The organism is Candidatus Palauibacter sp., assembly GCF_965208055.1.
Lineage (GTDB): Bacteria > Gemmatimonadota > Gemmatimonadetes > Palauibacterales > Palauibacteraceae > Palauibacter.
The window spans coordinates 3,577,864-3,603,383 of record NZ_CBDBNY010000004.1 but is presented as its reverse complement, the minus strand read 5'-3'; the positions used below and the strand labels follow the sequence as shown (position 1 = coordinate 3,603,383).

The following is a 25,520-nucleotide window of genomic DNA, read 5'->3' as shown; positions in this document are numbered from 1 at the left end:
CTAGGGGGCCAGAGAGCGGGCGCCCGCGCCGCCCGTGATGGCGATCACGGCATTCTGGTTGCCGTAACCGTCCTCCACATACCGTTCCGCGTGCGGATCCGTGATCCAGGTCTCGCCGTCCACGAGGAACATGTACTTGTGCACGCCGGGCGGGAGTTGCACCCGTCCGGTCCACACGCCGGTCCCATACGGATCGGCCAGCGCGACCTCCGGCTGCCAGTCGTTGAAGTCGCCCGCGACGTGGACCGACGCCGCGCCGGGCGCCTCGAAGCGGAACTGCACGTAGTGAACTTCCTCGCCCACGAGCGCGGTCGCCGCCCCCGCCGGCTCGGTGAACACATTCTCCCGCGGCAGGAGGAAGAACGCCGCAAGCACCGCGGCGGCCGCGAGTCCCAGCCATGGCCGGACGCGCACGGAGCGGGGATGCACCCACCAGTCGACGAGGCTCGACAACGGCCGACGCCCCTCCTGGCGAACCGAGGCCATGACCCTCGACTCGAGTCCGACCGGAGCTCCCTGCACCCCCGAATCCCGCACGTCCGAAAGGAGGGCGTCCCACCGTTCGGCGTCCCCGCGAAGCTCCCGCGAGAGTTCCGAACGGTCGATTTCTCCATCCAGGTACAGCTTCAGATCGTCGTTCATCGGTAGTTCTCTAACAGCACCTGTAACTGATCCCGAGCCCGATGGACCCGCATCTTCAACGCGGACACCGAAGCTCCAAGTCTCTCCGACATCTCTTCGTACGACCAGCCCTCGACGTGCTTGAGGACGAAGGCTTCACGCTGCTCGTCGCTCAGCGACTGCAAGGCGCGGTAAATCTGCTCCCGTATTTCCGCCCGTTCGGCGCGTGCCTCGGGAAGGCCTCGCGTCGCCGTGAGGGGGCCGACCGCCTCCAGCGACACCTCTCGCCGCGCCCGCCCCTTCAACTGATCCTTGCACAGGTTGACGGCAATCCGAAACAACCAGCCTCCCACCCGTTCCCGATCCCGGCAGCGGTCGAGGCTCCGAAAGCCGCGGATGAACGTGCGCTGCACGATATCCGCCGCGTCGTCCGCGCGCCCGGTCATGCGCTCCGCGTAGCGGTACAGCACGTCCTTGTACCGGCGCACGAGAACCCCGTACGCCTCGCGATCGCCTTCAAGTACGGCGGTCACGACCTCCGCGTCGCTCGGTTCATCATCCGGAACCCGACCTTCCGGCCCGATCCGAAAGATCTTCTCTTCGTGAATAAGACGACCCCTACGGCTTTGCGGTCACTCGATCCGCCATCGGCCCGCGATCCTCTTCATTCCTGAGCAGGATCGGCGGTTCCAACTTAGCGGAACCGTGATCTCCCAACTACCTTGGGTGCGTGAACGCCGGGAACGCTGCCACCCACGCGCCGGACCTGTTCGGTCTCCCCACTCCGGCGCTCATCCTCGACCTCGATGTCCTGGAGAACAACCTCCGGGCCATGCAGGAACGCACGGACGCCCTCGGCGTTCGGCTTCGCCCGCACGTGAAGACGCACAAATGCGTGGAGATCGCCGAACTCCAGCGATCGCGCGGGGCGACGGGCATCGCCGTTTCCACGCTCGCGGAGGCCCGGGTCTTCGCGGAGGCGGGTTTCGACGACATCCTGTGGGCTTTTCCGCTGAACCTGTCTCGGATCGACGAGGCGGCGGCACTCTCCCGGCGCATCGAACTCGGCGTGACGGTGGACTCCCTCACGGCCGTCGAGGCGCTCGAGGCTGCGGGCACCCCCTTTTCGGTATGGCTGGAAATCGACTGTGGCTATGGGCGCTCCGGCGTCCCGTACGACGGCGGCCGGGTCGTCGAGATCGCAAGGCGGATCTCACGCGCGGGCCGGCTCGCGCTGGGCGGCTGCCTGACACACGCCGGCCACACCTACGGCGCGGATTCGCCCTCCGCCATCGCCGCGCTGGCGGAGGAGGAGCGACGCGCAATGGTCGAAACGGGGCGGGCGCTCCGCGCGGCGGGGCTCGAGCCGGGGGTGCTCTCGCTCGGCTCGACCCCGGGCATGAGCCGCGTCGCGACGCTGGAGGGGATCGACGAGGCGCGGCCGGGAAACTACGCGCTCTACGATTACACGCAGACGCGGCTGGGATCGTGCGCGGTGAGCGACTGCGCCGTCACGGTGCTCGCGACGGTCGTCTCCGCGCGCGACGGATCCAACGGCGCGATCGCGGACTGTGGCGCGCTCGCCCTGTCCAAGGATGTGGGGCCGGACGACCCCCCTCACTACGGCCGCCTCTTCCGCGACGCGTCCCGAGGAGCACCGGGAGGCGCACTGGGAGGCGCACCGGGAGGAGCACTGAGCGACCATCGCGTGACCTCGGTGAGCCAGGAACACGGGCGCCTGTCCGGGCGGTTCGCCGTCGGTGAGAAGGTTCGGGTCCTTCCGAATCACGCCTGCCTCACGGTCGCTCACTTCGACCACTTCGAGGTCGTTAGGGGGCGACGCGTGGTGGACCGCTGGAAGATCCGGCGCACGCGCGACTGAGATCGGCGCGGCGCGACCCGCGCGGGCGTCAGGGCGCCCGTTCGAGGGCGACGAGCTGCGCGAGGATGGAGACAGCGATCTGCTCAGGCGAGCGGGCGCCGATACGCAGCCCGACCGGACCGTGGATGCGGTCGCATGCCGCCTCGTCCAGTCCTCGCGCGAGAAGCGCCGCTCGACGTTGCTCCTGCGTCCGGCGTCCGCCGAGGAGACCGATGTAGCCGCAGCGGGAAGCGAGCGCCGTCTCCAGCGCGGGCTCATCCAGCTTCTCGTCGTGCGTGAGGATGACGACGCTGGTTCGGGGGTCGAGATCCAGCGCGGCCATCGCCTCGTCCGGCCAGCGCGGATCGAGCGACGCGGCGTCCGGAAACCGCTCCGGCCGCAGGAAGGCCTCGCGCGGATCCACGACCACGACCTCGAAGCCGGTTCGGTGCGCCATGGCGCACAGCGCATGCCCGATCGGGGTCGCCCCCACAATGACGAGCCGCGGCGGCGGGACGAAGGACTCGACGAAGACGAGGCTGTCCGGATCGTCCTGCACGAGTTCGACGGCGCGGGCGTCGGTCCGGCCGAGCCAATCGTCGACGCGGGAACGGGCCGCCCGGTCCAGTTCGGGGGACCCGAGCGTTCCCAGCGATCGGTCCGGTTCGAGGAGCAGTTGCCGCGAGCGCGTGGGCAGCGCCGCGCCGGTGAGGAGGACGCCGGGGGCGCCGGCCTCCTGGAGCTGCCAGAGGCGGTGCCAGACGGGGTCGCCGGGATCGTAGTGGTCGAGCAGGATGTCGATCTCCCCGCCGCAGGAGAGGCCCACGCCCGCGGCCATCTCGTCCGTGATCCCGTACGTGACGGAGGCCGGCGCGCCGCCGCCCAGCAGCGCGGAGAGCCGTTCGTGCAGGTCGCCTTCCACGCACCCGCTCGAGATCGAGCCGCTCAGCTCCCCGGCGGCCGAGATCGCGAACCGCGCGCCCGGCGGCAGCGGAGCCGAACGGCGCACGGCGATGAGCGTCGCCATGGCGATCGGATCGCCCTGCTCCGCCCAACGCGCGATGTCCTCGCGTACGGCCCGGAGACTCATGCCGGCCGATCCGACTCAATCGCCCTGGCGGGCTTCGCGAACCGCCTGGGTGAGCGCGGGCAGCACCTCGAACACGTCCCCCACGAGACCGTAGTCCGCCACCCCGAAGATCGGCGCGTCCGCATCGCGGTTGATCGCCACGATGACCTTGGCCGTCCGCATCCCGGCCAGGTGCTGGATCGCTCCGCTGATCCCGACCGCGAAGTACAGGTTGGGCGACACGGTCTTGCCGGTCTGGCCCACCTGCTCGCCGTGCGGCCGCCAGCCCGCGTCCACCACCGCCCGGCTCGCGCCGAGCGCCGCCTCGTCGCCCAGCGCTTCCACCAGCGCCTCGAGCAGCGGCCAGTGCTCCGGTCCCTGCATCCCGCGGCCGCCCGAGACGATGGTCGTCGCCTCGCTCACGTCGAGGCGGTCGCGGTCTCCCTGCTCGAGCGCGGCCGTCCGCGCCCGGCCGTCGAGGCTCGGGAGATCCAGGCTCGATATCTCCCCCGCCGCGCTCTCCTCGACGGGCGCGAAGACGTTGGCCCGGATCGTCATCACGGCCGGGCCCGGCGTGAAGCGCAGGGTCGCGATCGCCTTCCCGGCGTACATGGGCCGACGGACGACGATGGCGCCGTCCTCCCGCCGGCACTCGATGACTTCCGAGGCCACGCTCCGTCCGAGCCGCGCACCGACGCGAGGGGCGATGTCCCTCCCCTGAGCGGTAGCCGCGAATATCACGGCGTTGTAGTCCCCCGCCTCGACGAGCCGGGCGATGGCCGCCGCGGCGATGTCCGGCTGACACAGCGCGAGAGCCTCCGACTCGCCGACCCAGGTGCGGTCGGCGCCGAAGCCGGCGAGTTGCGCGACCGCCTCCTCCGTGCCGGGAGGACCGAGTGCGACGACGTGGGTCTCCCCTCCGACATCGGCGGCGATCCGCCGCGCGAGCCCGACCGCCTCCCGCGAGGCCCGGCTCACCGCGCCTTCCCGGATCTCGGCGTACGCCAGCGCCCCGGGCATCAGAGCACCCCCGCTTCGTCGCGCAGCGCCCGCACCAGTTCCGGCACGGCGTCCACCCCCTCTCCGACGATCCGGCCCGCGGCCGGCGCCGGCGGTTCGTCGAGGCGGAGGAATTCGATGGTCGGCGCGTCGAGCGTCACTTCCCGTTCCTCGAGGGGCTTCCTCTTCGCCGCCATGATCCCCTTGAGGCTCGGATACCGCGGCTCGTTGAGCCCCTTCTGCGTCGACACGACGGCGGGCAGCGAGAATTCGACGACTTCGTGACCGCCTTCGACCTCACGGCGCGCCGTCGCCTCCCTTCCCGCGATCTCGAGGCCGACGACGACGGTCGCGCACGGGAGGCCCAGAAACTCGGCCACCATCTGGGGGACCTGCATGTTGTCGTCATCGATCGCCTGCTTCCCGAACAGCACGAGATCGACCTCGCGGTCCCGAATCTCATCGGCGAGCGCCCGCGCCACGGAGAGCGCGTCGTGCGAACCCGCGCACACGAGCAGCACGCCCTCATCCGCCCCCATCGCGAGCGCCTGGCGGATCGATTCGGCGGTCTCGGGGGGGCCGAGCGCGACGACCGTCACCTTCCCTTCCCCCGCCTCTTCCTTGCGGCGGATCGCATCCTCGAGCGCGAACTCGTCGTACGGGTTCACGACGTACTTGACGCCGGCCGGGTCCAGTCCCGCGCCGTCGGGCGTCACTCTCACCCGCGTGGCCGAGTCCGGCACGCGTTTCATGCAGACTATCGTATTCATCCGTCTTGTCTTCGAAGGGAATCAGGCGTTCTGGTAGGTCTCGATCTCGTCGGAAGTCAGTGCGCACGCGCGAAACGCGACGAGGTCGATGAGGGCGTCGGTCACGTTCTTCTGGCGGAGGTTCCGCGCCCGCGCATCCTCGGCGGCGGGTCGCGCCTCGCGCAGCGTCACGAGCCGGGCGGCCAGCCAATCCAGAAAATCGTGGACGACCTCGCGGTGCTCCCGGTCCCGGTCCGGCTCCCCGTTCGGAGCCCGGGGAAGGAACGCGTCGATGAGCGCGAGCAGCCCGGGGAAGATCATCTCCGTGAGTTCCTCGTCTCCGATGAGTTCCTCTTCGGTGATCTCCTCCCAGCTCATCTCGTTCCAGTACAGCTCGCACGCTTCCTCGAAGAGATGGCGCCGCACTTCCGGAGACGCCTTCCTGATGACGATGTCACGGGGCGAGAGCCTCCGCCCCACGACTTTTTGCATGCCGCGCATGCGTTCCTGGATGAGCGTTCGGCCGGCCAGAGCGTGGGCTCGGTCGGGCGTTTCGGCGGCGGGGGGCCGGGCTTGCGTTTCGTCGTTCACGGAGCCGAAGATGCGACGGCCACGGTAAAGGAACAAGCGCCGGGGCAAACGTCGACGGGAGCCGGTGCAACGGCCGGCATCGAGGGCGTGTTACTCAAGCGATGGGGACGTCTTTGGCGGAGGAAACGCGAACGCGGAACGGATCGCCGGGCGACTCGGCCGGCCCCGGTTCCGGACCTGCGGAGCCGCCGGATCCCGGCGCGGACGAGCCTGGCCTCGTCGAGGCCGTGCAGGCCGGCGACTCGCGGGCGTTTTCGCTGTTCGTGACGAGATACACGGATCCGGCCTACGCGGTGGCGCTGTCGATTCTGCGCCACGAGCAGGACGCGGAAGACGCCGTGCAGGCCGCGTTCATTCGCGCGCTCGAGCGGATCGGGCAGTTGCGGCCGGGAAGCCGTTTCGGTCCGTGGTTCTATCGCGTGCTGCGGAGTACGTGCCTGAACCTCCGGCGGCGTGAGTTGCTGCGGACGCACTCGGAGCTCACGGACACGGCGGCGTCGCGGGATGATCCGCATCGAGAATTCGAGCGGAGGCACGCTCGGGAACGAGTGCTCGACGCGCTCGGGCAGCTTCCGGAGCGACAGAGAACGGCGGTCATGATGTACGACCTCGAAGGGTACGACCACGCGGAGATTGCGAAGATCCTCGGGATCGCGGTCGGAACTTCGAGGGCGAACCTTCATCACGGCAGGCACGCGCTGCGCCGGATTCTCGGCGAAGCGGGCGCGTCCGGCGCCGGAGGAGCAGATGAGGATGAATAGGAGAGATGGAAATCGGAACGGCGGGCGCGGGCCTGCGTGGGCCGAATACCTCGAGCCCCTGCGGCCCGATGAACTCACGCGGCGGCGCGTGCGCCGGAGCGTCATGGCCGCGGCGGAAGCGCTGCTCGAGCGGCGGCCCCTCTCCTGGCTCGACGTGACGGCAAGCTGGTCCGCGGCGCTGGCGCCGCTGGCCGCCGGGCTGCTCGTCGCGGCCGGCGCTCTGTTGTACCGCATCTCCGTGCCGGACGCGCCCGAGTTCGCCGCGGACGCGGATCCGGCGCCGGTCGGGCTGGTGCGGTCGCTGGCGGCAGACGCCGAAGCCCCGCCCGCGCTGCTCATCGACCTGGTCGAGCCGAGTCGCGACGCGGTGCTGACGGCCGCGCTCATCAATCCGTAACTCGCTGAAACGCGACACGAACCGGGTGCGTATGGACACTTCGAGATTGCGGGCGATCCTGCTCCTGGCGCTCGTCTTCGCGGCGGGCGCCGCGGTCGGCGTGGCGGCGGACCGCCTCGATCTGTTCGCGGACGCAGTCGCGGGCGAACCGGTGGCGGAGACTGCGCCAGCGGAGACGCGGGAGCGCGACGGCGGACCGCGGGGGCGGCAGACCACGATCGAGCAGTTCGCCGATGAACTGGGCTTGACGGCCGACCAGCGGTCGCAGATCGAGAACTTCCTCGATCACTACCGGGACGGAGTGCGGGCGTTGCGGGGGGGCTACCGGACGTTGATGGATTCGGTCCGGACCCGGATCGAGTCGGTGCTGACGGAGGAGCAGGGTGAGGACTATCGGGAGTTGCTGCGACAGCGCTACGGCGACGGGCGAGAGCGCGGCGGTGAGCGGGAGTCCCAGGGGCGCGACGACCCGCAGCGGAACGACGGATAACAGAGAGACGTCAACCGGCCCCCTCCGGGGGCGAGGAAACGATGACCATTAGACATAGATCAGGGTGCGGAGGCCGGCCGAGCGCCGGTCTTTGTCGGTGGGGGTGGGTCCTGCTGCCGGCGGTGCTGCTTGCAGCGGTGTCGCCGGGGATGGCCGAGGCGCAGGTGCAGGCGAGCGACAACGCTCGCCAGATCACGGTCGACGAAGCGGTCGAGATCGCGCTGCGCCGCAACCCCGGGCTGCTCCAGGCCTTCTCGGCGATCGAGATGGCCGAGCACAACCGGCTGAGCGCCTATGGGGCGCTCCTCCCCGGAGTGAGCGCTTCGTTCAGCTACTCGAACTCCTCCACGGGCCGTCTTGATGCCCTCAACCAGGGCTTCGCCGCGACGAGCTACTCCACGCGGATCAACGCCGGTTACACGCTCTTCGACGGCTGGGGCCGATTCTCGAACCTGAAGAGCGCCCGGCTCGGCGTGGTCGAGCAGAACGCGCGCTATCGCGAGGCCGAGTTCCAGGTCATGCAGCAAGTAAAACAGGCCTACGCGGCGGCCGTCGCCACTCGCGACCTCGTCGCCGTGGAGGAGCGCCGCGTGCAGCGGCAGGCGGACCAGCTCGAGTTCGTCAGGCAGCAATTGGAGCTGGGACGGGCGACGCGCTCGGACTCCCTCCGCTCGCAGGTCGACCTCAACAACGCGCAACTCTCGCTGCTGAACGCCCGGAACAACGCGCGCACCCGGACCTTCGAACTCACCGAGGTCATCGGCTCCGAGACCCTCGTGGGGCCGACCGCCGAGGCGGAACTCGCCGTGACCGAGATCCCCTTTACGCGTGACGAGCTGTTTGCCATCGCCGATGTATCGGCTCCCGGGCTTCAGGCGGCCTCCGTGGCCGTCGAGGCGGCGGAGGCGGCGGTGTCGGGTGCGCGCTCCAGCTACCTGCCGACCATCTCGCTCAATGGCGGCTACGGGTGGGCGAACCAGGAGTTCCCACCCTCCAACCGCTCGTGGTCGATCGGGCTCACCGGCAGCTATCCCCTCTTCAACGGCTTCCAGCGCGAGACGCAGGTGTTCCGCGCCCAGGCCACGGCCGACCAGGCTCGGCAGGCCGAACGGGCCGCGCGGCTGAACCTCAGCTCGCTGCTCGACGCGCGCTACGCGACGGCGCAGTCCGCGCTAGCGGGCGTGGAGCTGGCGGAGCAGAACGTCGAACTCAGCGAGGAAAGTCTGCGGGTCGTCCAGGAGCGGTACCAGCTCGGGCTCGCCACCATCCTCGAACTCCAGGACGCGCAGATCACGTTCACGCAGTCGGAGATCGATCTCGTCTCGCGGCGCTTCGAGTACGAGGCTGCAGTTGCGACGATCGAGGCCCTCCTCGGCCGGAGGCTCGACCAGCAACCCTGACGGTGCGCGCCGCATGGCGTATCTCTTCAACGTCGGACCCGCGCGGGGTGTCCTCTCACCGTGCCCTGATGGAGCGGTTTCGCCGCCCCGATAGCCCGGTCACGGACCCGACAAGAGACGAGATTCCGATGTCCATATTCGAACGCTGTGCGCGTCGCTTCCCCCTCCGCGATGGCCTTTGGGGTCGTGCCACAGGCCGTGCCCCCGGCAGTGCCACCCTCTTCACGGCGCTTGGACTTGCCGCTGCGGGCTGTGCGACCGGCGAGGCCAACGAGCCCGAGCAAACGCTCCAGACGCTGACCGCCGGGCGCCAGACCATCGTCTCCAGCGTCGAGGCGACGGGGACGGTCGAGCCCATCCGCGTGATCGAGGTGAAGTCGCAGGCGGGCGGCGAAGTCCTCGATCTGCCCGTCGAACTCGGGGATAACGTCGAGCAGGGCACGCTCCTCGTGCGGATCGACCCGCGCGACGTCAACAACGCACACGCCCAGGCGCAGGCCGATCTGGACGTGGCCGAGGCCCAGGCCGATGTCGCGGAACGCCAGCTCGAACGGATCCAGGCGCTCCACGAATCCGACATCGTGACCTCGGAGGAACTGGAGAGCGCGATCCTCTCCTCGGCGAACGCGAGGGCGTCGCTGGTCCGCGCTACGACCAACCTCGAACTCGCCGAGGACAAGCTGGACGACGTGACGCTCCGCGCCCCGATCACCGGAACCGTCGTGGAACGGACGGTGGAGCAGGGGCAGGTCGTCACGGGGACGCGCGACCTCACGGGCGGCACCGTGCTGATGCGGATGGCGGATCTCACCGAGGTCCAGGTGCGCATGCTCGTCGACGAGACGGACATCGGCCGGCTCGAGCCGGGACTGCCGGCCGACATCACCGTGGAAGCCTATCCCAGCCGGACCTTCCGGGGGTCCGTCCTCAAGATCGAACCACAGGCGGTCGTCGAGCAGAACGTGACCATGTTCGCCGTGCTCACGCGCATCTCCAACGAGGAAGACCTGCTGCGACCGGGGATGAACGCGGACGTCGAAGTCGTGATCGGGCGGCAGGAGGACGTGCTGGCGGTGGCGAACAGCGGGATCAAGTCCCAGCAGGAGGCCGTCCAGATCGTCCGGGCGCTCGAGATCGACGCCGATGTCAACGCGCTGCTGCGCGACTTCCAGAGCCAGGGGCAGCCCGGGGAGGGCGAGGGAGAGGCGGACGCGGGGGAGGGGGAGGAAGAGCAGATGATCGGCGGAGTTCCGATGTCGGAATTCCAGTCGATGTCGCAGGAGGAGCGCATGCGCGTCATCCAGAACCTCTCCGACGACGAGCGCCGGCAGATGATGCAGCAGTTCCGAAACCAGGGAGCCGGTGGACCGGGAGGCGGCCGGGGCGGACCCGCGCGGCGGCCCGATGAACCCCAGCCGGCGTTCGTGTTCCGGTACGATGCGAACGGACTGCTCGATCTGAAGCCGGTCATGATCGGCCTCAGCGACTTCGACCACACGCATATCGTCCGCGGGCTCGAGGAAGGCGAGGAGATCGTCGCCGTTCCCACCTCGCTCATCGCGCAGCAGGAGTTCCTGGACCGAATCCGCAGCCGGACGGGGCTGCCGGGCGTCGGAGGAAGGCGATGATGTCGCGATGATCTTTTTCGAGATTCTCCGGGTCGCGATGGATGCGATCCGCGCCAACAAGCTGCGCTCGTTCCTGACCATGCTCGGGATCGTGATCGGGGTCGGTGCCGTCATCACGATGGTGGCTCTGGGAGAGGGCGCCCAGCAGCAGGTCGAGAACCAGATCGAGTCGCTCGGAACCAACGTGCTCACGGTTCGCCCGGGGCAGGGGATGTTCCGAGGCGTCCGAGGCGGATCGAACGCCCGGTTGACGACCGAAGACGTCGAGGCGGTGACGCAGGGGGCCCCCGCGCTGCTGGAGGTGGCTCCGGAGATGCAGGGGCAGTTGCAGGTCCAGGTCGGGCGCAACAACGCGAGCGTGCGGATTCTCGGTACGACGCCGAACTACGCGGAGGTCGAAAACCACACGGTTCAACTCGGACGCTTCTTCGATGAATCCGAGAATCGCGGCCGGCGACGGGTCGCCGTGCTCGGAGGCGCGGTGCCGGCGGTGCTGAACACCGACGCCGCCGAACTTGTCGGCCGATCGATCTCGATCCGGAACATCTCCTTCGAGGTCGTGGGAGTGCTGGAGGAAAAGGGCGGATCGGGCTGGTTCAACCAGGATGAGCAGATCCTCGTTCCGCTGGAGACGGCGCAGTTCCGATTGCTCGGGACCGACCGGGTCAACCAGTTCAAGGTCGTCGTCGAGAGCGAGGCGGCGATCCCGGTCGCGATGGTGCAGATCGAGGACATCCTGCGCCGCGAGCACCGTCTCCCGCTGGGACGGGAGAACGACTTCTGGATCTCGGACAGCGTCCAGTTCCTCGAGATGCAGCAGGAGACGACGCAGACGTTCACGATGCTGCTCGCCGGGATCGCCGCGGTGAGCCTTCTCGTCGGCGGCATCGGGATCATGAACATCATGCTCGTGTCGGTCACGGAGCGAACGAAGGAGATCGGCGTGCGCAAGGCGCTCGGCGCCACGCGAAACGCGGTGCTGCTCCAGTTTCTCCTCGAAGCCACGACGCTCTGCATGACGGGCGGCGTCCTCGGGGTCGCGTTCGCGTACGGCGCGGCGGAGATGCTCTCGCGGTCGGCGGGCTGGACGATGGCCATCGCGCCGGAGGCGATCGGCCTCGCCGTGGTGTTCGCCGCCGCGGTGGGCGTGTTCTTCGGCCTCTGGCCCGCGCGGCGCGCGGCCCGGCTCGATCCGATCGTGGCGCTCCGGTACGAATAGCCCGGGTTGGCGGGAGGTCGCGGGCCGACGTATGGTCCCGGCATGAGTGTTCCGCTGACATCGCTTCCCGATTCCGCCCGCGTCTGGATCTTCGGGGCGGACCGTCCGCTGGCCCCGGCGGAGCGCGAGGCGCTGCTGGGCGACCTGCGCGCGTTCGTCGATGTCTGGACCGCGCACGGGGCCGCGCTCAGGGCCGGCGTGGAATGGGTCGAAGACCGGTTCGCGGTCGTCGCCGTGGACGAGGCGTCGGCGCCCGCTTCGGGGTGCTCGATCGACGCGATGTCCCGACGGCTCGGCACGCTCGAGGCGCGCCTGGATTGCTCGCTTCTCGACAGCACGCGGGTCTTCTACCGGAACGCGTCGGGCGCGATCGAGAGTTGCGCGCGGACAGAGTTCCGGGCGCGGGCGAAGACGGGAGCGATCGACGACACGACCCCCGTCTTCGATCCGACGATCGACACGCTGGCGGCGCTGCGGGCAGGTGAATTCGAGCGGCCGGCCGCCCGTTCGTGGCACCGGCAACTCCTGGGCCGCTCCGGCGGACGGTCCTGACGCGGGGACCGGCGTGATGGCAGCCCCTGGGAGTGGCGCTTTCGGCGCCGCGCGGGGGAAGCTGGCCTTCGCCCTTTCGGGTGGCGGCGCGAGGGCCGCCTACCAGACCGGCGTGCTGAGCTATGTCGGCAGACGGCTGCCCGGGCTGCGCGTCCCCCTCCTCACCGGCGTCTCCGCCGGCGCGATCAACGTGGGTTTTCTCGCCGCCTACGACGGGAATCTGCGCGCCGCGACGCAGGCTCTGAAGCGCCGCTGGCTCTCGCTCACGACCGAGGAAGTGCTGCGCACGAACCCCGCTTCCCTGCTCAAGGTGGGCCTGCGGCTGGGGGGATCCCTTCTGGGCGGCGGGACCGGGCTGAGTCCCCGTTTCCAGAGCCTCGTCGACACGTCGCCGCTGCGGGAATTCATCGAGCGCGACGTCGACCGCGGAGAGATCGACGCCCGGATCAGGGCGGGAAACCTCGAAGCGGTGGGTCTCACCGCGATGTCGTACCAGACGGGACGGACGGTCCTCTTCGTGCAGGGAGAACCGCACTCGGCGCCCCGGCCCGCGAGCGCCCACTACCGACTCGTGCGCACGGACATTTCGGTGGACCACATCCTCGCTTCCGCGTCGATCCCGCTCGTGTTCCCGGCCGTCAAGCTCGGGCAGCAGTACTACGGAGACGGGAGCTTCCGCACCGCCGCACCGCTGGCGCCGGCGATTCACATGGGGGCGGACCGCATCTTCACGATCTCGGCCCGCTACCGGCGCTCCGAACTGGAGGCGCGGGCCCCGGACACGACGGGCTATCCGCCGCCGGCGAGAGTGCTGGGCCTGCTGCTGAACTCGGTCTTTCTCGACACGCTGGACTGGGACGCGGCGGCGCTGCGCAGGATCAACCTCCTCGTCGACCGACTTCCCCCCGAGGTGTCCGAGAGCCAGGGTCTGCGCCACGTCGACCTGCTCATCCTCCGACCCTCCCGGGATATCGGAAAACTGGCGCGCGACTTCGAGATCGAACTTCCTCCGGCGCTCAGGTTTCTCGTGCGAGGCCTGGGAACGCCGGACATCAAGACGGCCGACTTCCTGAGTTACCTCCTGTTCGAGAGCGAGTACATCCAGGCGCTCGTGAAACTGGGAGCCTCCGACGCGGAAGCGAACTGGAGCCGAATCGAGGCGTTCCTCACCTGACTGTGCAACGGACCATCGTCCACTTTGCCGACCTCCATCTCGACTCCCCGTTCGCGTGGTGCGAGGCGACGGGCGACGTGGCGCGGCGGCGGCGCGAGGCGCTTCGCGACACCCTGCTCGCGATCGTGGAACTCGTCCGCTCGACCGGCGCAGACGGGCTCTTCTGCGGAGGCGATCTGTACGAGCACGATCGCGTCACGCTGGACACGGCGAACTTTCTGCGGCAGACCTTCGCCTCCCTCGACCCGGTGCCCGTCTACATCGCGCCCGGCAATCACGACTGGTACGGGCCGACGAGCGTCTACGCGACAGGCGGATGGAGCGAGAACGTCCACATCTTTCGGGATGCGGCGCTGCGGGCGGTCTCCCTCGCGCCCGGCATCACGCTGTGGGGAGCCGCGCACTGCGCTCCCGCCAACACGGACAACTTCCTCGGCGACGGCTTCAGGGTCTCCGGGGCGGGGGCCCACGTGGCGCTGTTTCACGGGGCGGAACGGTCGTGGCTCGCGGCGCAGGGCGAAGGGAAGGCGCCGCACGCCCCCTTCGAGACGGCCGAAATCCCGGACAGCGGGCTGCACCACGCGTTCCTCGGCCACTATCACCGGCCGGCGGACGGCGCGCATCACACCTATCCGGGCAACCCCGACCCTCTCCAGTTCGGAGAGGAAGGGGAGCGCGGGCCCGTGGTGGCGACGATCGACGCGGAGGGTGAGGTCACGCGCGAGCGGCGGGTGGTGGCCGTCACGCCGGTGCACGACCTGCGGCTCGATGTCACGGGTCTCACGAGTCGCCAGCAGATTCGGGACGCGCTGCGCGCGAAGGCGGAGAGCCTCGCGGGACTCGCGCGCCTGACGGTGTGCGGCGACCTGGAGCCGTCGCTCGACCTCCAGGAGGACACGATCCGCGAACAGCTGATCGAGACGTTCGACGCCGTGCAGATCCGAAAATCGGAATTACACCTTGCGTACGACCTCGAGGAAATCCGGCAGGAGCCCACAGTGCGGGGACAGTTCGTCGAGGATGTGTTGGGCGCGGAGCTGTCGGAGGATGAGAAGCGCCGCGTCCTGAGGATGGGGCTCCGGGCGCTCGACGGCCGCGACGATCTCGAGGTGCTGTGATGCGCTTCGAGTCCGTGACGGCCCATCGTTTCGGCCCCTTCCGGGATGAGACGCTGGAACTGGCGCCGGGAATGAACGTCGTCTTCGGCCGCAACGAGGCAGGGAAATCGTCCTGGCACGCGGCGCTGTACGCCGGGCTCTGCGGCATGCGGCGCGGCAAGGGGGCGATGCGGAAGGAGGAGAAGGCGTTCGCGGCGCGCCACAAGCCGTGGGACGGTGACGAGTGGGAGATCGGGGCGGTCGTCGCGCTCGAGGACGGACGGTGCGTGGAGTTGCGGCACGACCTCGCGGGAAGGATCGAGAGTTCGGCGGAGGACACGAGCGTGGCGGGACGGGACTATTCGCACGAGATCCTGTTCGACGGAGCGCCGGACGGCTCGCGCTGGCTGGGACTGAACCGGCGCTCGTTTCTCGCCACGGCCTGCGTGCGCCAGGCTGACATCCTCAGGGTTCGTGATCATCCCGAGTCGCTGCAGGAGGACATGCAGCGCGCGGCGGCGACGGCGGGCGTGGACCAGACGGCGGCGGCCGCGCTCCAACGGCTCGAGGAGGTTCTCCGGGAACGTGTCGGATCGACCCGGGCTCCGACGAAGCCGCTCATGACGACCGCGCGACGGGTGGCGGAGGCGCGCGAGGCTCTGGAGGCGGCACGCGAGGCGCACCGGGACTTTCAAGAGCGTCGCGCCGAGGTCGAAACGCTGGAACGGGCCGCGCGGGAAGCCCGGCGCCGCGTGGAGGCGGTGGAGGCCGCGCTCGCGAGCGTGGAGGCGGAAGCGCTCGCGGAGCGGCTGCAGGAGGCGCGGGCCCTGCACGAGGAGTTCCCGGAGGGGGCGCCTCACCCGGTCCCCGAGGGCGGCGGGCTCACGCGAGCGGTCACCGAAGCGCTCACGACATGGCGAAATCTCCCCGCTCCAGTGGCACTGACGGGGCCCTCGGCGCGCGAGATCGAGGAGAGGATCGAGGCAGCCGATACGGAGCTTGCGGCCGCGCGGGCGGTCGTCGCAGAGGCTGCTGCCGTGGAAGCCGAGGCTCGCCTCGCCAGTGCACGTGAGCTGCAGGCGCTCTTCCCGGCCGGCGGCCCCCGGGTTTCGCCGGAAGAGGACGCGCGCCTGGCGGAGGTTCGCGACGCGCTCCGCGTCTGGGAATCGCTTCCCGAGGTTGAGGCGCCGGCCGGCCGGAGTGTGGAGGCACTCGAGGGAGAACTCGCCGAACTCGAGAAGAGGCGGCGGGCGCGGCCCACGGAAGCTCTGCCCGCGCGAAACGCGGTGTGGCTGGCTGTTTCGGCGGTTGCGGGCGGCGGCGGCCTCGTCCTCGCACTGCTGGCGCCCGATTTGCGCTCGGCGGGACTGATCCTGTTCGCCGTCGGGGCGGGAGGCCTCCTTGCTCACGGATTCGCGAGAACACGCGCCGACCGCTCGGAGATTGCACTCGCCCTGGACGTGCGCCACGACAGTCTGCGACACGCACTCGCGTCGGCGCGCGCCGAACGGGAGCGGCATGAAGACGGCCTGCGGCGTCGGCGCGATGCGATCGGGCGCATGCGCGAACTTGTCGATCCGGACAACCCGGCAACGGCCGAATCAGCGGCTGAACCGGAGGCGCTTGCGGACGTGCTGCGCCGCCAGGTGGAGTCCCGGCGGGCCGGAAGAGAAGAGGCCGTGCGGCTGGGCTCGCAGTGGGATGAGCTTCAGGGGCTGCTTGCCGGCTCTTCGTTCGACGCACTTGTCGCCGAGACGGATCGGCTGCGCGCCGCGGCCGATGCCCTCTTCGCGGACGCGGCCGAAGACGCGCTCGCGGACGCAAGGGCCCGGGGCATCGCGCGGGGCGAGTTGGGCGAACTCGAGCGGCGGACCGCGGAGCGACGCCGAAAGTGGAGCGACGAGAGAGCCCGGCGCCTCGCGGCGGAGACGCGGCACGCACACCGATCGGAACGAGCCGCCGAAGCCGCGAACAAGCTGCGTGAAGCCGGCGCGCAGGTTGGCGTGACGGCCGACGACTCCGAGGATCTGGCGGCGGCGCTGGAGCAATGGCGCGCGGGCCGGGAGCGGCTGCTCGAGGAAGCCGGCGAGCGCAACGAGTCATGGGATCGCCTGCAACAGTTGCTGGGCGAGCGGACCCTGGATGAGTTCGCGGATGCTGTGGAGCAACTGCGTCTCCGGGCCGACCGGCTCGTCAACCGGGTCGGCACGGACGCCTTCGTCGAAGCCTGCGCGGGGCAACTCACCGCGGAGACGCTGGAGAATCTGAGGCGGGAAGCGGAGGCCGCCCGCGAGGAGGTGCTGCGCGCAGGCGGCCAACTCACCGAACGTGAGCACCACCTCCCCAGCGTGGCGGACGCGGAAGACGCGCTGGCGGCGGCCGAACGGGAACGGGCGAGGATCGCGCGTCTCAAGGACACGCTGGACTGCACGATCGGCTTCCTCGAAGAGGCGCAGGAGCGCGTCATGCGCGACATCGCGCCCATCCTGACGCAGACGGTACTCGAATGGCTGCCCGGAGTGACGGAGGGCCGCTACACCGGATGCCGAATCGACCCGGAGAATCTGCTCGTCCAGGTCCGGACGCCGGGGGGGCGCTGGCGGTCCGCCGAACTGCTCTCCCACGGCACGGCGGAGCAGGTCTACCTGCTGCTCAGGTTCGCGCTCTCGCGGCACCTCACCCGGGAAGGCGAGACCTGTCCCCTCATCCTCGACGATGTCGTCGGCGCTTCGGATGCGGTACGGAAACAGGCGGTACTGCAGACGCTGGCCGCGCTCTCCCGCTCGACCCAGGTCATCCTGTTCACGCACGAAGATGACGTGCGGGACTGGGCAAGGGAGAACCTCACGGGATCCGACGCCCGCCTCATCGAACTCGCCGGGCGGCGGCGCGATGCCGAAGGTGGCGGACGAACCGCGACTACTTGAAGACCTTGTAGCTCGTCGAGTGGCCGGGGTTCACCTTCGCGGTCGGATCGATGTGGTGAACCGCGTTGTTCACGGCGATCGCGGCTTCCCCGAAACCGGTCGAGATCAACTCCAGTTTCCCGTCGTAGGTGGCGATGTCCCCCGCCGCATAGACGCCGGGAATGTTCGTCCGCATGCGCGAATCCACCACGATGCAGTTCTTCTCGAGTTCGAGCCCCCACTCGGCGATCGGCCCGATGTTCGGAACGAACCCGATCAAGGCCACGATCTCGTCCACCTCGAGGCGCGTCGTCTCCTTCGTCTTCGTGTGCCGGATCGTCGCGGCCTCGACCCGGTCGCTGCCGTGGATCTCCGTCACGGTGTAGAAGGTGCGGAGCCGCAGTTCGCCCCGGTCATGCGCACCCTCGACCTGAGCCACCGTGCTCTCGTGGGCCCGATAGCGGTTCGAGCGGTGAATATGCGTGAGTTCACCGGCGATGTCCCGCAGCGCCCAACTCCAGTCGAAGGCGGAGTCGCCCCCGCCGACCAGGAGGACCCGCTTGTCGCGGAACGATGCGGGGGCCTTCACTTGCGTCGTAAGTCCACGGTTCAGGAACTCATCCCAGCCCGGTACGGCCAGCGTCCGGCTCTTGAAGGCGCCCTTCCCTCCGGCGATGACGACGGTCCGGGTGGGCCGCGGCCCCCCGTCGGTCCGCAGATCGAAGCGGCCATCTTCGGGATTCAGTTTCAGGACGCGCTCCTCGAGGCAGACCTCCGCGTCGAACTGCAGGCCCTGCGTTACGAGTTCCCGCGCCAGGTCCTTGGCGAGGACCCGGGGGAAGCCGGCCACATCGAAGACATCCTTCTCCGGATAGAGAGCGGTGAGCTGGCCGCCGAGCTCAGGGAGCGCATCGATGACACGGGCGGACACTCCGCGCATGCCGGCATAGAAGAGTCCGTAGAGACCGGTTGGACCGCCCCCGATGATGGTGATGTCGACTGTGTTTTTTTCCACGCCCAAGCCGTTCAGGCCATCCGGAGCTGATCAGGTCGCGCTCTTCCACTTCCGCCGGAGGCAGTGTGTCCCGTAATCGATGATCGCCCAAGCCGACGTCACGCCGACGAGCAACACGAGTGCGGGAACATACCGAGGGTTGAAAATGAGGGCGAGGAGCGTAAGAAACTGCAGGCCGGTGGCGATTTTTCCCGGCCACCGGGGCTTGAAAGGAATGATGATGGAGACAAGCCGGGCCAGGAGATAGCACCCGGCGGTATAGAGATCCCGGAGGATCAGAATCAGGAACGACACCCCGTCGAGGCCGCCCGCCGCAAGGAAGCCGGAGAGCGCAAGCAGGACGAAGAGCTTGTCGCAGAGCGGGTCGAGCAGGAGTCCGACCTGGGAGCGCGTCCCGCTTACCCGGGCAATGAACCCATCGAAGACATCCGTTGCCCCGGCCGTCGCCACGAGCGCGGCCATCATTCCGGGGTCCGAGACCACGACGAAGGCCAGGCCAAGCGGTATGCGGCTCAGGGACAGCAGATTCGACAGGGTGAGAAACCCCGGGTCGTGTGTCTGTATCGGATGCCTCCGCTTCGATCTGGTCGACGGACCCGCCCCACGCACGGGAAGATGCACGTTCCTGGGGCGGGTCTCCAGTGCCCCGGCGAGCGTCGCCGGCGGTCCGCCGAATGCGGCGCGACCCAAGAGTCTACTGCGGGAGCTCGGCGCTGCCGGCGGCGATGTCGTCGGTGTCCGGCCGCGGATCCAGCAGCACCATGTCCTCCACGACCACGTCCACGGTGGGGATCGCGATTCCGTCACGTTCGAAGGATCCGTACTCGAGGTGCCCCTCGACGTAGAGGCGTGAACCCTTGTGCACGTACTCGCCGACGGTCTCCGCCTGGCGGCGCCAGAATGTGAGCCGGTGCCAGTCGGTGCGGCGCTGGGTCTCCCCGTTCTTCCGAAACACGCGGTTGGTGGCGAGCGACAGGTGCGCGACGGCGGTGCCGGAAGCGGTCTCGCGCACGTCGGGGTCGCTGCCGGCGTTTCCGACGAGGATGACCCGGTTCACGGTTCTCGACATGATTTCTCTCCTTTTTTCGTGGTTTTTCATGGGTGAATGGGCGCGGCTGACACATCGAGACACGCGAATCTCCGGTGTGAAGAGGAGGCGCCAAACAGCATCTCCCCCACCGCCGGAGCTGGCCGGTCCCGCCTTGACGGCGCGACCGCAAGGGAGTCTGCTCAGGGATGACCCGGACGGACCTCTCTTCCGACGCCTCGCGCACCCGGGCCCGGCGGGGCCTGGTCCTGATCGCTTTCGCCATCGTCCTTTCGGCCACGATCTCCGTCATCGAGATCATCGTCCGCGCGACGCTCGAGGGCCCGCGAATCACGGCGCTGGCCCATTCGGCGGAGGGACTGGGGCCGGGTTCCGCGGTCTGGGTGGCCGGGAGGTCGGTCGGGCGCGTGCTGTCGATTTCCTTCCAGCCTCCCGAAGCGAGCGGGGGCAACGATGGCGATGGGTCGTTTGAGAGCCACGTCGTGATCGACGCCGTCATCGACCGGGTCGCCGGGCCCATCCTGCGGGCGGATGCCACCGCCGACGTGCGACCCTCGGATCTCGTGGCGCCCGTCGTCCTCTCCGTGAACCCGGGTACGGGTTCCGCGCCCGCCTGGAACTACTCGGACACGCTGCGCGCTTCCGGTCCGCCGCTCGAACCGGAGACGGTCATGGCACTGGCGGATACGCTCTTGCAGGCGGTGCGCACGCTCGAAGTCGACGCTTCAGAGGCACGGGACGTGCTCGGGTCGGACCAGGGCTCGCTCGCCCGCTTTCGCGAGGATCCGGGCACGCTGGCCGAACTGAGAGGCAGTCTCGAGTCGCTGGAGGAACTGCTTCAGCGAGACGTTCGGCGCTCCTCGCTCGTTCGGCTCGCGACGGACACGCTCGTGAACGCGGCCGCGCGACGCGTGCAGGAACGGTTCGCGGCCTGGGAGGAGGCGCCCCGACTCGCGCGCGCCGGCCGCAACGTGGAAACGACGCTCGAGGCGCTGGACACCGTGATGTCACGGCTGTCGGCGATCGCCGAGCGGCTGGACCGCGGCGAAGGAACCGCGGGCCGGGCTCTGGTGGATGGAGAAATCCGTCGCCAGCTCGCCGCCCTGCGCACGGCGGCCGCCGAGTTGGCGGAAGATCTCGGCTACAACCCGTCGCGCTGGCTCCGCATCCGCGTCTTCTAGTGCGGCGCCGGGCTGGCGGCCGGTGGGAACACCCTGCTAGATCCTCCGCTTCGGAAGCCCGCCGTGGACGGCGAACTTGAGCAATTCCGTCTTTCTGCCGCGCTTTCGCCGAATCCCGATGATGACGTGGTCGACGACCTGGTCGCGGTCTTCGATGGAAACCGCCACATCGACGGACCCGTCCGCGGCCGTGATCCGCGTCCGCACGGATCGGCCGGGTTCCGCGTCCGCCGTACGTGCCGGATTGCGACACAGGGTGCGGGAGGAGCGGCGCCCGCCGGGCACCGGCAGCGACAGCTTCAACAGGCGGAACCAGTCGGGCTGATAGCTTATCCGCCAGAGATTGCCGAGCTGGTCGAGTCCCCTTCCTTCACGATTGTGTCTGGCCATCCGGCGCTCGAGGGTCGCGGTCATGGTTGCGGCGCGGTCACCTTGACCGTGCCCGGCGGCACCATTATGGTCGGTGGGTCCACCTCGGACCACATCCCCCGGCCGCAAGCAGGACACCTCACGACACGACCATGCCGCGCGCGGCGTGGCTGCAGCCCGGTTCACTCTCTTTCGGAGGAAGGCGATGGACATCGCCGAACTCAAGTCGAAGTCGATCGGCGAGCTTCACGACATGGCCGAAGAACTCGACATCCACAACTTCTCGGGTCTCCGAAAACAGGACCTGATTTTTCGGATCGAGCAGAATCTGCTCGATTCCGACATCGTCCTCCGGGGCGAGGGCGTCCTCGAGATTCTGCCGGAGGGCTACGGCTTTCTGCGGAGCCAGGATTGGAACTACCTGTACGGCCCGGACGACATCTACGTCTCCCCGTCGCAGATCAAGCGCTTCGACATGCGGACGGGAGACACCATCCAGGGCCGCGTGCGGCCGCCGAAGGAGGGAGAGCGCTACCTCGCCCTGCTGAAGGTGGAGACGCTGAACGGCGTGGACCCGGACAAGGCGAAGCACCGGATCGCGTTCGACAACCTCCGGCCCCGCTATCCGGAGGAACGGCTCGTCCTCGAGCAGGAGGACGGCGATGTGTCGATGCGGATTCTCGACCTCATCGCGCCGATCGGGAAGGGGCAGCGGAGCCTCATCGTCTCTCCGCCCAAGGCCGGCAAGACGATCCTTCTGCAGAAGATCGCGAACGCGATCGTCGAGAATCAGCCGGACGCGAAGGTGATCGTGCTCCTCATCGACGAGCGGCCCGAAGAGGTCACGGACATGGAGGAGAACGTTCCGGCCGAGATCATCTCATCCACCTTCGATGAACCGGCCGACCGCCACACGCAGGTGGCCGAGATGGTGATCGAGAAGGCCAAGCGGCTGGTCGAATACCGGCACGATGTCGTGATCCTGCTCGATTCGATCACGCGCCTCGCGCGGGCCTACAACACGACGGTCCCGCACTCGGGCAAGATCCTCTCCGGCGGCGTGGACGCGAACGCGCTTCACAGGCCCAAGCGCTTCTTCGGCGCGGCGCGAAACATCGAGGAGGGCGGAAGCCTCACGATCATCGCGACGGCCCTGATTGAAACGGGCAGCCGGATGGACGAGGTCATCTTCGAGGAGTTCAAGGGCACGGGGAACAGCGAAGTGCTGCTGGACCGCCAGATCTCCGACAAGCGCATCTACCCGGCGATCGACCTCAACCGCTCGAGCACGCGCAAGGAGGAACTCCTTCTGAACGAGGTCGAACTCAACCGGATGTACCTGCTGCGGAACTTCCTCTCAGACATGCCGCCCGCCGAGGCGATTCAGTTCATGATCGAGCGGATCCAGCGCACGGACACGAACCAGGAGTTCCTCGACTCGATGGCGGGCGGATAGCCGACCTCGCGGCTCACGCGCGCCATCTCACGGCGCCTGCAGCCAGCGGTCTTCCAGCACCTCGAGCAGCACTGAGTGCGTGGCCTCCCCCACCGTCAGCGTCAAGCGGTACGTGCCAGGAGAGACGGGTAGCCCGTCCCCGCCCTGACCCTGGAGAGCCGGGTTCATGCGCAGATCCCAGGCCACGCGGTTCAGGCCCGGTCGGCCGGTCCCCTCGAGTTCGCGCACGACTCTCCCGCTGGCGAGTTCCGAGACCTCGATCGAGACGTCGGCCGGAGAGCCCAGGTAGTATTGGATCATCGTACCCGGGGGGGCACTCTCGCCCGTCCAGTTCCTGTCGCCCGTGAGGGAGCGGCGACGCTGGAGATCGTTCTTCCAGAGGACGGCGGGACGCGGCTCGAAGAGGTGAGCGTCGCTGGCCAGGACGCTGTCGGCCAGCGCCTGGAGGGCCGTGACATCGTCGAGCACGTAAACGCTGCGGCCGTGGGTCGCGAGGACGAGGTCGTTCTCGCGGGGGTGGACGAGCACGTCGTCGATCCGCACCACGGGCAGGCCCGGCATGAAATCGTGCCAACTGCCCCCCTCATCGAACGAGACGTAGAAGCCGAACTCGGTGCCGACATAGAGCAGACGGGGATTCCGTGGATCCTGACGGACCGTGTTCACGTTTCCGAACGAGGGCAGGTTCGACGTGATGTCCTCCCACGTCGCGCCGTAGTTGCGCGTCACGTACACGTAGGGGCGCAGGTCGTCGTTCTTGTGCCCGTCGATCGAGACGTAGGCGGTCGCGGCGTCCACGTGCGAGGCTTCCACGCGGGACACGTAGTGGCGCGTCGTGCCCCCGGGGAGGTTGCGGCTGACCTCGGTCCAGGTCGCCCCGCCGTCGCGGCTCACCTGGATGTTGCCGTCGTCGGTTCCTGCCCAGAGAACGCCCGGGACGAGGGGCGACTCGGCGATGGACGTCATGCTGCCCCACATCGAGACGCCGTCGTTTCGCGACAGGGTGCACTCCGTCCCGCGCTCGAACCGGGAGCAGCGCGGGATGCCGTTGACCACCCCCATCAGCACCTCGGCGTCCCGATCGACGTCTTTCGTGAGGTCCGGGCTCATCGTCCAGGTCTCTCCGCGGTCGCGCGACGTGAAGAACCGGTTGCCGCCCGCATGCAGGATGCGCGGGTTGTGGGGGGAGAGGAGGAACGGCGTGTTCCAGTTCCACCGGATCGCGGCGTCAAACGGCGGAGCCGGGGCGATGTTCGTGTCCGTCGGATCCTCTTCATCCGGAACCCGGGGGGTGATGGGGCGCGAGACGCCCTCGCGCAGATCCACCCGCCGGAGACGCCCGTTCTGGGATTCGACGAACACGACCGCCGGGTCCGTCGGGTCCACCTGCGTGTAGAACCCGTCCCCGCCGCCGACCCGATACCAGTCCTGCGAGAGGATCGGCCCGGAGCGCACGGAACTCGGCCCGCACCAGCTGCCGTTGTCCTGAAGGCCCGTGCACACGTAGTAGGGGCGCCGCATGTCCACGGAAGCGTGATAGGGCTGCCCGACGGCCCACGGGCGCAGCGATTCCCAGGTCTCGCCCTGGTCCCAGCTCACGTCGACCGACCCGTCGTTGCCGATGACCAGGTGGTCGTGGTCGGCCGGATCGATCCAGAGCGCGTGCTGATCGACGTGGCCGTACCCGCTCAGCACCTCCCAGGTGCGGCCGCCGTCGCGCGACTTCGACACGCGTTGATCCACGGTATAGACGAGATCCGGATCCTCGGGGGAGACGCGGATCTGGCTGAAGTACATGGGGCGTCCGTTCTCGTTGCTCCGGAACTCCCACGTGCGGCCCTTGTCCGTCGATCGCCACACCCCGGACCACTGCGGGTCGGGCGGGAGCGAATCGACTCTCGCGAGCCTGCGCCATTCGTCCTGCTCCTCCTCGGAGAGCGGCGGCTCCCGGTCCGCGGCCACTTCGATCTGGGCGTAGACGATGTCGGGATCGGCGGGCGTCATGGCGAGGGCGATCCGGCCCAGCGTGCCTGCCGGCAGCCCGGCGCCCTCGACGGGCGACCAGCTCTCACCTCCGTCCCCGGACCGCCAGATGCCGCTCCCCGGCCCTCCGCCGACGAAGCAGCACACGGTGCGGCGGCGCTGGTACGTGGAGGCGAACAGGACGTCGGGATTCGACGGATCCATGACGAGATCCGTCGCGCCGGTGTCCTCATCCACCGCGAGCACATGGCGCCAGCTCTCTCCTCCGTCGCTCGACTTGAACACGCCGCGCTCGGCGTTGGGGCCGAAGAGATGGCCGACCGCGGCCACCCACACGACATCCGGATTCGTCGGGTGAACGAGGACGCGTGCGATGCTCTGCGTCTTCCGGAGTCCCGCATGCACGAACGTGGCGCCGCCGTCGGTGCTCTTGTAGACACCGTAACCGAACGACGAACTCTGTCGGTTGTTCGCCTCGCCCGTACCCACGTAGAGGACATCGGGATCGGAGGGCGCAAGGGCGAGGGCGCCGATGGAGTGCGTCTCGTAGCTGTCGAAGATCGATTCGAACGTTGTCCCGTTGTTCGTCGTCTTCCACAGACCGCCGGTCGCGAAGCCCACGTAGAAGGTCCGCGGGTCCGCGGGGTGGACCGCAAGATCGTCGACGCGCCCGCCCTGCCCCGTCGGGCCGATGGACCGCCACCGGAACCCCTGGAGCAACGGGTGCCCGGGGGCGTTGATGACGACCTCCGTCTCTTCATCCCGCGCTTCGCCCTGGGCAAGGACGGGCGCCGGCAGCGTGAGGACGGCCGCAAGTAGCGCGAGCACGATCATCGAGGGGGCGCAGGTGCGCGATGCGTATGGCATGGGGTCTTTCTTTCCGTGCGGACCGGGGTGGTGACCCGGCATTATCCGACAGGCGGTCGGAGTCTGTCAAAGCTGAAGCCGCGCGGG

The 25,520-nt window shown here is 68.9% G+C and carries 24 protein-coding genes; 13 read left to right on the top strand and 11 right to left on the bottom strand.

What is annotated here, in order from left to right:
* Window positions 1–642, bottom strand: a complete 642-nt coding sequence (locus ACOGXI_RS15815) for an isoamylase early set domain-containing protein (protein ID WP_419939776.1) — start codon at window positions 640–642, stop codon at window positions 1–3.
* On the bottom strand, window positions 639–1,154 hold the full coding sequence (locus ACOGXI_RS15810) for an RNA polymerase sigma factor (RefSeq protein WP_419939775.1): 516 nt from the start codon (window positions 1,152–1,154) through the stop codon (window positions 639–641). The genes ACOGXI_RS15815 and ACOGXI_RS15810 overlap by 4 nt, the downstream gene beginning before the upstream one ends.
* 197 nt (window positions 1,155–1,351) lie before the next feature.
* Here ACOGXI_RS15810 and ACOGXI_RS15805 point away from each other — a divergent pair, with 197 nt between their 5' ends.
* Complete coding sequence (locus tag ACOGXI_RS15805) at window positions 1,352–2,503, top strand: alanine racemase (RefSeq protein ID WP_419939774.1); 1,152 nt, start codon at window positions 1,352–1,354, stop codon at window positions 2,501–2,503.
* Between the two features lie 28 nt (window positions 2,504–2,531).
* Here ACOGXI_RS15805 and ACOGXI_RS15800 read toward each other — a convergent pair whose 3' ends face one another.
* The 4 genes from ACOGXI_RS15800 to ACOGXI_RS15785 are packed head-to-tail and all read right to left on the bottom strand — an operon-like array spanning window position 2,532 to window position 5,791.
* Window positions 2,532–3,572: an XdhC family protein gene (locus ACOGXI_RS15800; protein WP_419939773.1), complete on the bottom strand. Its 1,041-nt coding sequence runs from the start codon at window positions 3,570–3,572 to the stop codon at window positions 2,532–2,534.
* Window positions 3,573–3,587: 15 nt separating this feature from the next.
* The gene (locus ACOGXI_RS15795) at window positions 3,588–4,571 is read right to left on the bottom strand and encodes an electron transfer flavoprotein subunit alpha/FixB family protein (RefSeq protein WP_419939772.1); all 984 of its coding nucleotides are present in this window, start codon (window positions 4,569–4,571) and stop codon (window positions 3,588–3,590) included.
* Window positions 4,571–5,302, bottom strand: coding sequence for an electron transfer flavoprotein subunit beta/FixA family protein (locus tag ACOGXI_RS15790; protein ID WP_419939771.1), 732 nt, complete (start codon window positions 5,300–5,302; stop codon window positions 4,571–4,573). The genes ACOGXI_RS15795 and ACOGXI_RS15790 overlap by 1 nt, the downstream gene beginning before the upstream one ends.
* Window positions 5,303–5,341: 39 nt before the next feature.
* On the bottom strand, window positions 5,342–5,791 hold the full coding sequence (locus ACOGXI_RS15785) for a hypothetical protein (protein ID WP_419939770.1): 450 nt from the start codon (window positions 5,789–5,791) through the stop codon (window positions 5,342–5,344).
* 212 nt (window positions 5,792–6,003) lie between these two features.
* Here ACOGXI_RS15785 and ACOGXI_RS15780 point away from each other — a divergent pair, with 212 nt between their 5' ends.
* From ACOGXI_RS15780 to ACOGXI_RS15735, 10 genes are all read left to right on the top strand, one after another.
* Complete coding sequence (locus ACOGXI_RS15780) at window positions 6,004–6,651, top strand: RNA polymerase sigma factor (RefSeq protein ID WP_419939769.1); 648 nt, start codon at window positions 6,004–6,006, stop codon at window positions 6,649–6,651.
* Window positions 6,644–7,048, top strand: coding sequence for a hypothetical protein (locus ACOGXI_RS15775; protein ID WP_419939768.1), 405 nt, complete (start codon window positions 6,644–6,646; stop codon window positions 7,046–7,048). The genes ACOGXI_RS15780 and ACOGXI_RS15775 overlap by 8 nt, the downstream gene beginning before the upstream one ends.
* Before the next feature lie 31 nt (window positions 7,049–7,079).
* A complete protein-coding gene (locus ACOGXI_RS15770) occupies window positions 7,080–7,538 on the top strand; it encodes a hypothetical protein (protein ID WP_419939767.1) in 459 nt (152 codons plus the stop codon).
* Window positions 7,539–7,579: 41 nt separating this feature from the next.
* Window positions 7,580–8,938, top strand: coding sequence for a TolC family protein (locus ACOGXI_RS15765; protein ID WP_419939766.1), 1,359 nt, complete (start codon window positions 7,580–7,582; stop codon window positions 8,936–8,938).
* Window positions 8,939–9,066: 128 nt separating this feature from the next.
* A complete protein-coding gene (locus tag ACOGXI_RS15760; RefSeq protein ID WP_419939765.1) occupies window positions 9,067–10,566 on the top strand; it encodes an efflux RND transporter periplasmic adaptor subunit in 1,500 nt (499 codons plus the stop codon).
* A gap of 7 nt (window positions 10,567–10,573) precedes the next feature.
* Window positions 10,574–11,785, top strand: a complete 1,212-nt coding sequence (locus tag ACOGXI_RS15755; protein ID WP_419939764.1) for an ABC transporter permease — start codon at window positions 10,574–10,576, stop codon at window positions 11,783–11,785.
* Between the two features lie 42 nt (window positions 11,786–11,827).
* Window positions 11,828–12,337, top strand: coding sequence for a hypothetical protein (locus ACOGXI_RS15750; protein WP_419939763.1), 510 nt, complete (start codon window positions 11,828–11,830; stop codon window positions 12,335–12,337).
* Window positions 12,338–12,353: 16 nt separating this feature from the next.
* Window positions 12,354–13,511: a patatin-like phospholipase family protein gene (locus ACOGXI_RS15745; protein WP_419940225.1), complete on the top strand. Its 1,158-nt coding sequence runs from the start codon at window positions 12,354–12,356 to the stop codon at window positions 13,509–13,511.
* 2 nt (window positions 13,512–13,513) lie between these two features.
* Window positions 13,514–14,629: a metallophosphoesterase family protein gene (locus ACOGXI_RS15740; protein WP_419939762.1), complete on the top strand. Its 1,116-nt coding sequence runs from the start codon at window positions 13,514–13,516 to the stop codon at window positions 14,627–14,629.
* Entirely contained in the window at window positions 14,629–17,535 is a 2,907-nt protein-coding gene (locus tag ACOGXI_RS15735) for an AAA family ATPase (RefSeq protein ID WP_419939761.1), read from the top strand. Before ACOGXI_RS15740 ends, ACOGXI_RS15735 begins: the two co-directional genes overlap by 1 nt.
* On the opposite strand, the gene ACOGXI_RS15730 is transcribed toward ACOGXI_RS15735, so the two are convergent.
* Genes ACOGXI_RS15730 through ACOGXI_RS15720 form a run of 3 tightly spaced genes read right to left on the bottom strand, consistent with a single transcriptional unit; the run spans window position 17,528 to window position 19,598 of the window.
* The gene (locus tag ACOGXI_RS15730; RefSeq protein ID WP_419939760.1) at window positions 17,528–18,529 is read right to left on the bottom strand and encodes an NAD(P)/FAD-dependent oxidoreductase; all 1,002 of its coding nucleotides are present in this window, start codon (window positions 18,527–18,529) and stop codon (window positions 17,528–17,530) included. The two genes, ACOGXI_RS15735 and ACOGXI_RS15730, sit on opposite strands and share 8 nt — an antisense overlap.
* A 30-nt stretch (window positions 18,530–18,559) precedes the next feature.
* Window positions 18,560–19,219 carry a CDP-alcohol phosphatidyltransferase family protein gene (locus ACOGXI_RS15725; protein WP_419939759.1) on the bottom strand — a complete coding sequence of 220 codons (660 nt, stop codon included), beginning with the start codon at window positions 19,217–19,219 and terminating at the stop codon, window positions 18,560–18,562.
* A gap of 4 nt (window positions 19,220–19,223) precedes the next feature.
* Window positions 19,224–19,598, bottom strand: coding sequence for a single-stranded DNA-binding protein (locus ACOGXI_RS15720; protein WP_419939758.1), 375 nt, complete (start codon window positions 19,596–19,598; stop codon window positions 19,224–19,226).
* Between the two features lie 167 nt (window positions 19,599–19,765).
* On the opposite strand from ACOGXI_RS15720, the gene ACOGXI_RS15715 reads away from it, so the two are divergent.
* On the top strand, window positions 19,766–20,758 hold the full coding sequence (locus ACOGXI_RS15715; protein WP_419939757.1) for an MlaD family protein: 993 nt from the start codon (window positions 19,766–19,768) through the stop codon (window positions 20,756–20,758).
* A gap of 36 nt (window positions 20,759–20,794) precedes the next feature.
* Here the strand turns inward: ACOGXI_RS15715 and ACOGXI_RS15710 are convergent, their stop codons facing one another.
* Entirely contained in the window at window positions 20,795–21,172 is a 378-nt protein-coding gene (locus ACOGXI_RS15710) for a hypothetical protein (RefSeq protein WP_419939756.1), read from the bottom strand.
* 160 nt (window positions 21,173–21,332) lie between these two features.
* Between ACOGXI_RS15710 and rho the strand changes: the two genes are divergently transcribed.
* Window positions 21,333–22,583, top strand: coding sequence for a transcription termination factor Rho (gene rho, locus ACOGXI_RS15705; RefSeq protein ID WP_419939755.1), 1,251 nt, complete (start codon window positions 21,333–21,335; stop codon window positions 22,581–22,583).
* A 27-nt stretch (window positions 22,584–22,610) separates the two neighbouring features.
* Here the strand turns inward: rho and ACOGXI_RS15700 are convergent, their stop codons facing one another.
* Window positions 22,611–25,433 (bottom strand): glycosyl hydrolase, encoded by a 2,823-nt coding sequence (locus ACOGXI_RS15700; protein ID WP_419939754.1) that lies wholly within the window; start codon window positions 25,431–25,433, stop codon window positions 22,611–22,613.
* Window positions 25,434–25,520: the final 87 nt, after the last annotated feature.